The 10,719-nt window shown below is 52.4% G+C and carries 15 protein-coding genes; 5 read left to right on the top strand and 10 right to left on the bottom strand.

The features are described from left to right. Positions 1–134: 134 nt before the first annotated feature. The 5 genes from H164_RS0113815 to H164_RS0113795 are packed head-to-tail and all read left to right on the top strand — an operon-like array spanning position 135 to position 2,907. Positions 135–548, top strand: coding sequence for a PcfK-like family protein (locus H164_RS0113815; RefSeq protein WP_019969174.1), 414 nt, complete (start codon positions 135–137; stop codon positions 546–548). A gap of 20 nt (positions 549–568) precedes the next feature. Then, positions 569–1,099, top strand: coding sequence for an antirestriction protein ArdA (locus tag H164_RS0113810; protein ID WP_019969173.1), 531 nt, complete (start codon positions 569–571; stop codon positions 1,097–1,099). Between the two features lie 17 nt (positions 1,100–1,116). Continuing rightward, on the top strand, positions 1,117–2,391 hold the full coding sequence (locus H164_RS0113805; protein WP_019969172.1) for a PcfJ domain-containing protein: 1,275 nt from the start codon (positions 1,117–1,119) through the stop codon (positions 2,389–2,391). A gap of 32 nt (positions 2,392–2,423) precedes the next feature. Continuing rightward, positions 2,424–2,678 (top strand): hypothetical protein, encoded by a 255-nt coding sequence (locus H164_RS0113800; RefSeq protein WP_019969171.1) that lies wholly within the window; start codon positions 2,424–2,426, stop codon positions 2,676–2,678. Positions 2,679–2,682: 4 nt separating this feature from the next. Next, positions 2,683–2,907: a hypothetical protein gene (locus H164_RS0113795; RefSeq protein ID WP_019969170.1), complete on the top strand. Its 225-nt coding sequence runs from the start codon at positions 2,683–2,685 to the stop codon at positions 2,905–2,907. 212 nt (positions 2,908–3,119) lie between these two features. Here the strand turns inward: H164_RS0113795 and H164_RS0113790 are convergent, their stop codons facing one another. Genes H164_RS0113790 through H164_RS0113745 form a run of 10 tightly spaced genes read right to left on the bottom strand, consistent with a single transcriptional unit; the run spans position 3,120 to position 10,444 of the window. Then, positions 3,120–3,632, bottom strand: a complete 513-nt coding sequence (locus tag H164_RS0113790; protein WP_238315339.1) for a glycoside hydrolase family protein — start codon at positions 3,630–3,632, stop codon at positions 3,120–3,122. Next, complete coding sequence (locus H164_RS0113785) at positions 3,604–4,098, bottom strand: DUF3872 domain-containing protein (protein WP_025830361.1); 495 nt, start codon at positions 4,096–4,098, stop codon at positions 3,604–3,606. Before H164_RS0113785 ends, H164_RS0113790 begins: the two co-directional genes overlap by 29 nt. Before the next feature lie 19 nt (positions 4,099–4,117). After that, positions 4,118–4,972: a toprim domain-containing protein gene (locus H164_RS0113780; RefSeq protein ID WP_025830360.1), complete on the bottom strand. Its 855-nt coding sequence runs from the start codon at positions 4,970–4,972 to the stop codon at positions 4,118–4,120. A gap of 2 nt (positions 4,973–4,974) precedes the next feature. Next, on the bottom strand, positions 4,975–5,559 hold the full coding sequence (locus H164_RS0113775) for a conjugal transfer protein TraO (RefSeq protein ID WP_026356390.1): 585 nt from the start codon (positions 5,557–5,559) through the stop codon (positions 4,975–4,977). Between the two features lie 2 nt (positions 5,560–5,561). After that, complete coding sequence (traN, locus tag H164_RS0113770; RefSeq protein WP_025830359.1) at positions 5,562–6,509, bottom strand: conjugative transposon protein TraN; 948 nt, start codon at positions 6,507–6,509, stop codon at positions 5,562–5,564. A gap of 39 nt (positions 6,510–6,548) precedes the next feature. After that, positions 6,549–7,874: a conjugative transposon protein TraM gene (traM, locus tag H164_RS0113765; RefSeq protein ID WP_019969164.1), complete on the bottom strand. Its 1,326-nt coding sequence runs from the start codon at positions 7,872–7,874 to the stop codon at positions 6,549–6,551. After that, a complete protein-coding gene (locus tag H164_RS0113760) occupies positions 7,874–8,134 on the bottom strand; it encodes a TraL conjugative transposon family protein (protein ID WP_019969163.1) in 261 nt (86 codons plus the stop codon). The genes traM and H164_RS0113760 overlap by 1 nt, the downstream gene beginning before the upstream one ends. Further along, entirely contained in the window at positions 8,131–8,754 is a 624-nt protein-coding gene (gene traK, locus H164_RS0113755; RefSeq protein WP_009161585.1) for a conjugative transposon protein TraK, read from the bottom strand. The genes H164_RS0113760 and traK overlap by 4 nt, the downstream gene beginning before the upstream one ends. Positions 8,755–8,782: 28 nt before the next feature. Further along, positions 8,783–9,811 carry a conjugative transposon protein TraJ gene (gene traJ / locus H164_RS0113750; protein ID WP_019969162.1) on the bottom strand — a complete coding sequence of 343 codons (1,029 nt, stop codon included), beginning with the start codon at positions 9,809–9,811 and terminating at the stop codon, positions 8,783–8,785. 3 nt (positions 9,812–9,814) lie between these two features. Beyond that, positions 9,815–10,444: a DUF4141 domain-containing protein gene (locus H164_RS0113745; protein ID WP_019969161.1), complete on the bottom strand. Its 630-nt coding sequence runs from the start codon at positions 10,442–10,444 to the stop codon at positions 9,815–9,817. Between the last annotated feature and the right edge of the window lie 275 nt (positions 10,445–10,719).

Genomic DNA, 10,719 nt, shown 5'->3' with positions numbered 1-10,719 from the left:
GCAACTGAAAACATTGTACAAGGAGTTGCGCAGAGAAGCAAGAAAAGAGTTTATCGCATTCTGCTTTGAAATGGTCAGTCCCCAACACAGAATGCAAATTATCCAAGCTATCGTTTAATTAAAATCATACGACAATGAAAGCAACCGACCATTTCAAACGAACCATTCAAGCCTATTTGGACAATAGGGCAGCCGAAGACGAACTCTTTGCCGTAAGCTACCGCAAGGAGGGCAAGAACATCGACGACTGCATTACCTATATTCTCAACTACGTGAAAAACAGCGGATGTGCAGGCTTTTCAGACGGGGAGATATATTCGCAGGCAGTGCATTATTTTGACGAGGATAATATCGACGTTGGCAAGCCCCTTAATTGTCACATAGCCGTAAACCACGTGGTACAGCTTACTGACGAAGAAAAGGCGGAAGCACGCAGGCAAGCCATTGAGCAATACCAACGCGAACAGCTTGCCAAGATGCGCAACCACAGCGAACGTACCAAGAAAGCGGAAAACAAGATTGTACAACCCTCACTATTTGATTTTTAACCCTTAGACAATATCGCAATATGGAAGCAATGGATTTGAACAAAGCACGGATTTACGTAGGCACTTATGCCAAGTACAACAACGGCACTTTGCAGGGCGAGTGGGTAAGCCTTTCGGATTTTTTCGATTTGGACGGCTTTCTGGAGTATTGTGCCGAGATACACGAAGACGAGGAAGAACCCGAATATATGTTCCAAGATTGGGAGAACATTCCCGATAGTCTGATAGACGAGAGCAATTTGGAAGAAAATTTCTTTGAACTTCGAGACGAGTTGGACAGACTGAACGACACGGAGAAAGAAGCCTTTTGGACATGGGCGGAGGGCAATAACATCAAACTCACACAAGACGCTTACGACCTTGTGAAGTCTTTCCAATCCGCCTATATCGGCAGTTATGCAAGCAAGGAGGAATTTGCGGAAGAACTTGTGAAAATGGAAAACGACTTGTCCGATTTTGCATTGAGCTACTTCGATTTTTCAAAATATGCCGACGACCTTTTCGACACGGACTATTGGTATAAGAACGGCTATGTATTTCGTAACGAATAAAGCAAGGAGGAAAGAGTATGAAACCGAGAAACAGATTTGAAAAGGCTGTGCTTGCTGAAAGCAAGCATTTGCGCCCCATTACCAAGACACAAAGCAAGTGGGCATTCCATGAGTGCATCGGCCACTTTGCCTACCGATTACCCAAAGGTCATACTACGTGTATGGACTGCGGACATAGTTGGATAATGGAAAAACCTGCCCAAACTTGCACCTGCTCCCATTGTGGGGCAAGGTTGCAGGTTGAGGAAACCTACGGGCGCAAATTACAGCAGAAGCAATACTTCACTATCCTCACTACCTGCGGAACATACCAAGTGTTGCGTATGTTCCTGATAGTAGTGGGCATGGAGAAAGGTTGTAAGGCGAAATATGAGACAATCGAAATCGGTCAGTATTGGTGGAACGGGCAAGGGAGAAAGGTTGTGATAGCCGTTCAACGCATATTGGGGCATTATGTGGACACGTTCTCTTTCTATTCGCCAATGGCTGTGCGCAACGATAATGAAGCCTACCGTTATGTGGCTTGTGCACCCATATACCCCAAGTTCAAGGTAACGGACACACTCCGCAGGAACGGCTTTAAGGACGATTTTCACCAAATCGCACCTGTTGCCCTTATCCCGGCACTACTCACCGACAGCCGTGTGGAAACCCTCATCAAGGCAGGACGCATAGACCATTTGCGCTATTTTCTCAACAACGCAAGGGCATTTGAAGCCTATTGGCAGTCCTATAAGATTGCAGTTCGCAACGGGTATGAGATAAAAGACATTTCCTTGTGGTGTGATTATGTGGATATGCTCCGCAGGTTGGGCAAAGACGTTCACAGCCCGAAGTACCTTTGTGCCAAAGACCTTAAGGCCGAGCACGACCGCATAGAAGACAAAATACGCAGGCAAAGAGAAAAAGAAGAAATCGAGAGAAAATGGCAAAAGGCAATCGAAGATGAAAAACGTTTCCAAGAACTCAAATCCAAGTTCTTCGGTATCCATTTCACGGACGGCACAATCCAAGTTCGCGTATTGGAGAGTGTGCAAGAGTATTTGGAAGAAGGGGTAGCTATGCATCATTGTGTGTTTTCCAATAGATACTACCTTAAAGAAGACTCCCTTATCCTTTCGGCAACCATTGAGGGCAGGCGGATAGAGACTATCGAAGTATCGCTGCAAACCTTAAAAGTGTTGCAAAGTCGTGGCGCGTGCAACAAGAATACGGGGTACCACGAGCAGATAGTAAATCTTGTGAATGCCAACAGCAAGCTTATACGCCAAAGAATGAGGGCAACAGCATAAAGAAAAATATAAACCACCAAATTATCACAGCAATGAAAGTAGAAATAGAGAGCATCGTATGCAACTGGGCAGACGAGATACCTTACATACTCGTAAGGGTTATCAATGCGATAACCCTATCTGCCAATAAAGAGGAGTTAAGGACAGCCATTAAACAGATAGCCGAAGAAACGGAACTCGACAAGTTCTTTGCATACGGCTATGGTGCACATCACTTTTGGCTCACACACCGCAAATTATCTAATGGAGAGCCAAAGGAATACAGATTATTAAAGGTCGAATTTTAAGATTATGAAGAAGAAACGAATTTATAGAGTGCGGACACAATACATCTTTGATGGCGTGTTTGAAATCCTTGCCGAAAGCGAGGAGGACGCACGACAGAAAGTCCTGCAATCGTGCGGTTTGGTGATGGGTGGAAGCATTCACAGCACCTTGCCCGATGAAGAGATAAACTGGGCATTCTCTACCCACCCCGAAGTAAAGACCACGCGAGTAACCATTCAAAAGGAGTAAACAACAGCGTACTTAACGGGTGGTATATCCGCCGCCCGCTCCTTTCTTTCATGAGCAAAGAAAAGGCGAAAAAGAAAGGAGCAAAGAAACCATAAGTCTTCATTCTGCGAATGGCAGAAAGCAATACGAAGAAAAATAGCACACAAAAACTCCCCCTATCGGTATTTCATACGGATGGAGGGAGTTTTTATATGGAGTCATTCGGATTTTACTCAGGGGATATAAAACAGAGCAAACTCCACGCGCCGCCGTTTAAGCAGACCGGGCAGCACCCTGCCTTTATAGCGACAGAAAGAGAGGTATTCAGACAGGATGTTTCTGTCGCCTTGTTCGAGTTTCCGTATCAGTCGGCTTTTGGGACGATTTCTGCCACCGAGTAGCGTGCCGGTGCCCACATTGTAAGAAAGAACGGTCAGGAGCAGGGCATCCTTGCCGAAGCGGCGAAAGAGGGCGTATCGGCTGAGCAGGTCGGCACGTAGGAGCGAGTCCGCCTGCCGTTCGGTCATACTTGCCATAAACCGCTCTCCTTTCAGCAGTCGGTGACCGTAACCGACATACGGATACCGACCGCGCCCATGCCAACCCTCGAAGAATTTCACGCAGCGCACGGCACGTTCGAAGCGTGAAAGCGGTTGACGTGGCTGTGCAGGCAAGGAAAGAGCAGTGAGTACAAGCAGACATAAGCAAGATATCCGCCTAACGCCTGCCGCCAAAATGCCTCTCATCCTCTTTTGACGAAGTGTCCTGCCCCCCACTCTCGTCCTTTTTCGTGTCGTTGTTGAAACTAAAATCCAGCTCCTGTGCCTGTCCGTCGGAACTCTCCACCGTAATCGTGAGCTTCTGTGCATCGGTGGTGGCGGAGGTGTAATAGAGGCGGAACATTTCGCGTTTAAGCGGATAACGGTCGTTGGGCTTGAATACCATACCGTCATCCATGCGTAGCACGCCCGCGCCATCATATTGGAAATACCTGATACTGTAGCGCGTGTCGGCAAACCGCCCCTGCCGTACGAGCGTGCAGCGTATCTCCACGGTCTGCCCTTTTGTTATCCTACCCGGTATGGGCATCGTCTCTAACTTGAACGGATATGCCGTTTGAATATCCAACTTATTATCACAAGCAGATAGACAAAACACGGCGAGGGCAAGCACTCCCATTACCCAAATCATATTAAAAATTTTCTTTCTCATCATTTGTTACATTTTATCGTTATACATTCAGTCCTGCCCGCCAAGAGAGCAGGTACTCATTCAAATCCTTGTGGCCGGCATACAGAGAGGAACGGTCAACGACTTTATCCCCGAAGTTTACCCTCAACCTATCAAAAGTCCTTCGCCCCGCATCATCGTTGTCGAGATAGCATTCAATCCTCTGATAGTCGCCAAGCACTTGCAACGCTTTCTCCACGTTGGAAACGGAATTAAGCACAAGCCAATCCGAAGCAATGATGCCCATTTGCATAGCAGAGAGATAATCCATAAAGCCCTCAAAGATAGAACAGATGTCCGAGCCGTTGCGCTTCAGTGAAATATCCTTGGGCGGTATGCACCCCTTGAAGAAGCGATTGCGCAATTCCAGTCCTCCGCCCCTGTTGCGGAAGCCGATGGCATAATACCGCTTGCCCCGCACACGATACCTCACCTCCTCGCAGTTGGGGATGGCAACATGAGCATCGATGCCCCGTTCTTTCAAATAGCCCAGTAGTCTGCCATTCAATAAGGGACGCACCCAAATATCCTCAAAGGCGGGTTCTCCTTCTTTGTTCCTTGGCGATTGCTCCATAACGGGAAGCGGACACGCCCTGCTCTTTGCGATAAAAGCCGCCCGCAAAAGAAAATCCTCACTCCCGATGAATGCTCCTGCCAAGTCGAAGATGTCGCCACCATTGCCCGTTCCAAAGTCGAACCATACATTCTTGGTGGTGTCGACCTTGAAGGAGGGCGTCCGCTCCGTGCGATACGGAGCGGAATACCACAAGACCTGCCCTCGCTGTTTTGCCGGACGAACTCCCATTGCGTTCAGGAAGTCCGCAATGGGGATTTCTCTCATTCGTCGTGCGTCCATCGTCAGTCCATCATGATTTTCAGTCCGACACCGTACTGCACATGGAAATGCCCCGTAGAGCCTCCCCACAGACAGCGTTCCCTGCCGTAGAGCAGCAGCACCAATCTGTCCGTCAGATAGGTCTCCGCCTGTAAGGTGATTGCCCCACCATAAACAAAACCGTCTTTATTGCGTACGGTAGAGCCGTCGAAGAGCAGTTTCTTACCGCCATTGACCGTCTCATAGCCTGCCAAGGCGGAAACACCCGCCGACAGGAAAAAGGTCTTGCTTCCGTCCGAAAGCATGTCACAGAAGAAACCTCCCTCACCCGTGAACTGCTCCACGGGAATGCGGCTCTCGCGATAGGGATGGTATCGACGGAGATATTCCGCTCCGAACACCCATTGATGGCCGCCTTTGGTATAGGTGGCAAGCGAAGCCCCGAACGAATAGCCCGTTTCATTCTTGGAGGAGGGAGAATAAAAACCGTCTGCCATGCCTGCCGTGAGGCGGATGCCTTTCATTCCGGGCAGACAGCGTTGGGCGTGCGCCTGCCCCCGAAAAAGGGCAAGCGACACGACAAAGAGGAAAAATGCAAGCTTTCTCATCATTACTTCACTTCAAGTTCGCTGATTTCCCTTGCACGCACAAGGTCTTCGTTCTCAATGGTGAACGATTGATGCCTGCCGCCGTTCTTCTCGCACAGCTCCACGACAAGTTGCTTGCCGTCGGGGATGGTGAACTTCGACATGGCAAAGACCGTGCGCTCATTCTTGCCGCCCGGCACGCAGGTAACATAGTTCTGCGCTCGCAGCGGAAGCACGACCTGTTCCTGCACGGCCGTGCGCTTGGCCACCTTCTTGTCCACGATTTTGAACGTGATGTAATCCACGTCGAAAGGAATGTGGCTTTGGTTCCTGATTTCGGTGTGGAAGTAAATCAGTCCGCCGTGTGTATAGATGCCTTTTAGCAGGTATTGCACCCCGAAACGCTTGCAGCCGATGTGCTTGACTGTTCGTCTGTCCTGCCTGTAAATGGACTTCATGATGAGCCGCACGAGCATCGGGCTCTCGCTGCCCAGTTCGTTAAGGTACACCTCCTGCGCATTGTTCGGACGGTTCGCACTTTCACCGTCGTGAATGATGTCCGTCATCTCCACATTGAGCAGCAGCGGCTCGTCGGCATAGCGCACATTAAAAGTGTAGAAGCAGCCATCTTCGGTGATGACGCTCATGTTCGTCTCCCCCTGAAAGCCCTTGACGGTGGATTTTACGCGGATGACGTTCTCCGCTCCGTCCGCCTTACCGGCGATGAGGTTGGGCGAGCCGAGGTCTACGTAGCGCACTTCTGCGGGAAAAAGGATGTGCACCGTTTTCCCGTAGGTCACTTCCAATCCGTGGGGCGGTATCATCCGCTCGAAGGTCAGCTGTCGCGTCAGTCCGTCATACGGTGCAGCGGCGGCAACGCTCACCGGTTTCACCTGTTTAATACCCTGTTGCTGTGCATTCGCACATGCCACGCCCATAAAGAGGGCGAGGACAAATAACATTTTCTTCATTTTACTGTTGGATTTAGTTGGTAATAAAAATATTGTCGATTAATCTTTCTTTTGAAAAAGCAACACGCGGTAGCCCGCCTTGAGATGCACCTTGACGGCGCGCACCTTTTTGGCGAAGTACTGCGACGTGCCTTGCAGGAGCCCCTTGCCCACGTCGGCGGCGAGCTGTGCCCCCGCATCGGTGGAGATGTTCATGCTGCTGCCCGCGGCGGTGCCCATGTTGGCGGCAATCTCCTTGGCGGCACTGCGCTCCATCGAGTTGGGAATAAAGATGCCTTCCTGCCCGTCGGTGTCATAGACCGAGAGAGCAGTGGGGATGAGCATACCGCCGTATTCGAGCGTCTCGATGACGATGGTGAGCCGTTCACCCTGTATCTTGGCCGCGCCCGTTATAAGGGCGTTCTTCGGCAGAATACGTTCGCCCGCCGCCATCGGTTCAGAGAGCCGCAGGCGCACCGTCTGTCCGTCGCTGACGGTCTGGTTGCCGTAGACGGTGGCGGCGATGGTGTTCTTCTCCGCCGTAGCCTGCACACCCACCGCCGTCTGAAAGCCGTAGTTACGCGCTTGGGAGTGGGCAGTAATAAAAGCTTCGTCCGTCATGGGCTGCCCGAGCGCAGAGACCACCTGCCGCACCACCCGCTTGACGGGTGTCACCACGGCTTTCCTGTGTGCGCCTGCCGAGGCAGCCGCTTGCAGCGTATCGCCCATGGCTGCCTTGCCGAAAGGCGCAGAGCCGCCCGAAGCGGGCATGTACTTCGCCGCCAGCCGGTAGGACTTTTCCAAGAGCGCCTCCTGCTCGTCCATCGCAGAGGAACGGCTGCTTTGCGTATTCAGACGCTCTTCCAGTTCGTGCAGGCGGACTTTGAGTTCTTCCTTTTCCGTGTCCTGCTTCGGCTGCTCGCGCTCGTAAAAGCCGCCCAGCGTGGTGTTGAGGTCGCGGTAGGCACCCAGTGAAGAGCGTACGGAAGATGTGCTGCCCTGTGCATTGTCCTGCGGAGCGGGTTGCCCGCCCGTGCCGAAATCATCGATGGCGGCATGGGCTGTACTCGTATTATCCGAGGAAAAGAGTGAGCCGAGGTCTTGCAGGTCTCGGTTGCGCTGTTGCTGGCGTTGCTCCATCTCTGCCGCCTCATAGGCTTTCCGCTTGTCGGCGATGATGCCCGTACTGTCGGCGGCGGGCATCTCTATGTTGAAGCCCTTGTCCGCGTCTTCCTTTGCTTTGTCGGCGGACGAGGGCGCGAAGATGAGCCACATCGAGCCGGCGAAGAGCAGCACCATGAGCGGATAGACGAGCAGTTTCATCCTCCGCTGCCGCTCGGCTTCGGTGAGCGGCCGTTTCTGTTTTTCTTTACTTGTCTGTATCATTATCGTTTTTGTTTGAACGTTTGAATATGTTTGATTTCCATGTGCTCGCCGCCACCACGCAGCAGACCATAGACTGATTTGCCGACGGTATAGAGCGAGAGCAGGGCGAAAAGGACGAGCATCGTCAGGACGATGCGCCGCCGCGTCCGCTCGGACAGGCTGTCGTGGTAAGCCCGCAACCGCCGTAAAGCGCGTTTGCGGAAGTCGTAGACTTTCCACAATGCCCGCCATAGTGCCTTGCTGGTCTTTTTCCTTTTCATCGCTTCACGGTTTGAAGGTCCTTGTTTTCGAGAATATTAAAACCCTCGATAGTAAAGCCGTTGGGATTGTCGTCCGAACGGGCGGCATTCAGGAGGCGGCACTCCGTCTTGAGACTTCGTCGGGTGACGTTGCTCTGACGGATGATGAGCTGTGTGGCATAGGTCACGGCGCGATAGGGATAGGCGTCGAAGCTGCACACCACGCTGTCCACCCGGAGCGTCTGGTTGATGCCACCCGCGATGATGCGGTTGTAATAGCCCTTTTCGGCAAAGTCGGCATAGCAGTCGTAGGCGCTCTTGTCTGCCAAGAGCAGGGCGCGGCGGACGTTGTGTTCGATGGCGCTCTTGTCGGGCGAGAGGGTGAAGAAGAGTTCGTGGAAACGCCGCACATGCTCCCGCGCTTCGGCGGGGCGGTTCTGCGACAAGTCCTGCGAGAGGGCGAGCATCAGGCTCTTGCCCCCGTCCAACACGTAAATCTTCTCGCGCTGCCGCTCGGCAAACCGGTAGGAACTCCACAGCGTATAGCCCACGATAGCCGTGCACAGGCAGAGGAAGATGATGCCGAACAGGCGTATCTGCCTGAACGAGCTTTCGATGTTCTTTAGAGATTTGAATTCCATTGTTCTATTCGTTTCTTTCTTTTCTGTTTTACGATTTCATGCGCTGGTAAGCGGACTTGATGAGGTGTCCCGCACGCCCGGCGGCGTTGCCCGCCACGGCTCCCGCCGCACCTGCCGCACGCTTGCCGGCAAGGCTCGCCATGTTGTTGATGCTGCGGTTGTAGCTGCCCATGCCGCCTGCCTGAATGATCCAGCCCGAGACGGTGGGGATGGTGAAGTAGCCCACGATGCCGATGACGAGGAAGACGATGTACACCCCGTTGCTCGCATCGATGGAGAAGGCGGGATTGTTCTGCAACTCGGTGATGTCGTTCTGCAGCATCAGTATCTGTATCCTTGCAAGAATGGTGCTGAACAGGTCGGACACGGGCAGCCAGAGGTACACCTGCACATAGCGACATATCCACTGCGTGAGCGTGGACTGAAAGCCGTCCCACACGGAGATAGCGAAGGCAATCGGACCGAGTATCGCCAGCACGACGAGGAAGAACGTGCGCAGGGTGTCGATGATGAGCGCGGCGGCCTCGAAGAGCAGCTCCATGATGCTACGGAAGAAGTCACGCACTTTCTTTTCGAGGTTGTAGGCACCCCGTTCGAGATACATCCCCGTCATCGTCGCCAAGTCGGCGGGCGAGAAGCCCAGCTCCTCGATCTGCTTGTCGAACGCCTCGTCGCTCACCAAGTAGGCGGTTTCGGGGTTGCGTGCCATCGCCTCGTATTCCAACTTGTCTTTCTGCTCGCGGTACTTCTTCATGTCGAAGGTCTGCTCCTGCAACATCCCGTTGGTGCCCTTGACGATGGGACTCATCACGCCGTTAAGCGTGCCGAGCACCACCGTGGGGAAGAACATGATGCACAGCCCGATGACGAACGGGCGGAGCATCGGAAAGACGTCGATGGGCTCGGCACGGGCGAGCGACTGCCACACGCGGTAAGCCACGTAGAAGAGCGCACCCAGACCGGCGATGCCCTTCGCCACGCCCGCCATGTCGGCACACAGCGGCATCATCTCCTCGTAGAGCGAACGGAGGATTTCGTGAAGGTTGTCGAAGTTCATGGCCTACCAGTATCTTTGGTTCGCATTGCCGTAGAGCGCCATCACGCGGTCGAGGTCGTTCCTCTTCTTGGCGCGCAGGTAGCTCACGGAGATGTTCTTATTGGTGTAGTAATTCACGAGGTTGCGGTAGTTCTTCATCCGCATGTAACAGCGGTCTACCACGTCCATTCTGTCCTTGTCGGTCATCGAGAGCGTGGTGATGTTCACCACCTGCTTGAGTTCCTTGAGCACGTCGTTGCTCTCTTCGAGGAGCTTGGTGTAGCCGAAGGCGATGGCACTGAGTTCTGCGGGTGAAAAATTGCTGTCGTGCAGCATCCGGCGGTAGCTGTTCACGTAGACGTCGGTAATCTCGCCCACCATGAGAATGGTCTTGCGTACCTTCTGGGCGTCCTTGATGAGACCATTCACTGATTTGAGGGCGTCGTAGTATTTCTTGCCCTGCTCGTAAATCTTCACGGTCTCCCGAAAGTTCTTGACCATGTTCTGCGCCGTGGTCGTGGTCTGTGCGATGTTCTTCCCGGCGTTGATGATACTCTGCGCGATGTTGGAGGGGTCGATGACCGCCCACTGCGCGCTTGCCCTGCCCGCAAAGAGCAGGCAAAGGGCGATGATGGTAAATACTCTTGTTTTCATTTCTTTGTCATTGTTGATGTGAATACTAAATGTGCTGTCTCTTGACTAAGATAAGGATGTGTCAGCCTCGCATACGTGGACAAAGCAGCTTATACGCGTTTGTATAACCGGTTATACAGGCTTGTATAATTACTTATACAGACTTGTACAGCTCATTATACATGTTTGTATAATTCATTGGACACATTAGTCCAACCGTTTGGACACGCCTGTCTAATTGATTGGACACGTTTGTCCAATGAGCTGGACAAGTTAGTCCAAGTGTTTGGACACGT

Source organism: Segatella maculosa DSM 19339 = JCM 15638 (assembly GCF_000382385.1).
In the GTDB taxonomy this organism is placed as follows: Bacteria; Bacteroidota; Bacteroidia; order Bacteroidales; family Bacteroidaceae; genus Prevotella; species Prevotella maculosa.
The sequence above is the reverse complement of the archived record's forward strand: the minus strand, read 5'-3'. Positions and strand labels throughout refer to the sequence as shown.

What these genes read in the sequence shown, in the direction of transcription:
- H164_RS0113815 (WP_019969174.1), top strand. Translation starts at nt 135, where the DNA reads ATGAAAGCAACCGACCATTTCAAACGAACCATTCAAGCCTATTTGGAC.
- H164_RS0113810 (WP_019969173.1), top strand. Translation starts at nt 569, where the DNA reads ATGGAAGCAATGGATTTGAACAAAGCACGGATTTACGTAGGCACTTAT.
- H164_RS0113805 (WP_019969172.1), top strand. Translation starts at nt 1,117, where the DNA reads ATGAAACCGAGAAACAGATTTGAAAAGGCTGTGCTTGCTGAAAGCAAG.
- H164_RS0113800 (WP_019969171.1), top strand. Translation starts at nt 2,424, where the DNA reads ATGAAAGTAGAAATAGAGAGCATCGTATGCAACTGGGCAGACGAGATA.
- H164_RS0113795 (WP_019969170.1), top strand. Translation starts at nt 2,683, where the DNA reads ATGAAGAAGAAACGAATTTATAGAGTGCGGACACAATACATCTTTGAT.
- H164_RS0113790 (WP_238315339.1), bottom strand. Translation starts at nt 3,632, where the DNA reads ATGAGAGGCATTTTGGCGGCAGGCGTTAGGCGGATATCTTGCTTATGT.
- H164_RS0113785 (WP_025830361.1), bottom strand. Translation starts at nt 4,098, where the DNA reads ATGAGAAAGAAAATTTTTAATATGATTTGGGTAATGGGAGTGCTTGCC.
- H164_RS0113780 (WP_025830360.1), bottom strand. Translation starts at nt 4,972, where the DNA reads ATGGACGCACGACGAATGAGAGAAATCCCCATTGCGGACTTCCTGAAC.
- H164_RS0113775 (WP_026356390.1), bottom strand. Translation starts at nt 5,559, where the DNA reads ATGAGAAAGCTTGCATTTTTCCTCTTTGTCGTGTCGCTTGCCCTTTTT.
- traN (WP_025830359.1), bottom strand. Translation starts at nt 6,509, where the DNA reads ATGAAGAAAATGTTATTTGTCCTCGCCCTCTTTATGGGCGTGGCATGT.
- traM (WP_019969164.1), bottom strand. Translation starts at nt 7,874, where the DNA reads ATGATACAGACAAGTAAAGAAAAACAGAAACGGCCGCTCACCGAAGCC.
- H164_RS0113760 (WP_019969163.1), bottom strand. Translation starts at nt 8,134, where the DNA reads ATGAAAAGGAAAAAGACCAGCAAGGCACTATGGCGGGCATTGTGGAAA.
- traK (WP_009161585.1), bottom strand. Translation starts at nt 8,754, where the DNA reads ATGGAATTCAAATCTCTAAAGAACATCGAAAGCTCGTTCAGGCAGATA.
- traJ (WP_019969162.1), bottom strand. Translation starts at nt 9,811, where the DNA reads ATGAACTTCGACAACCTTCACGAAATCCTCCGTTCGCTCTACGAGGAG.
- H164_RS0113745 (WP_019969161.1), bottom strand. Translation starts at nt 10,444, where the DNA reads ATGAAAACAAGAGTATTTACCATCATCGCCCTTTGCCTGCTCTTTGCG.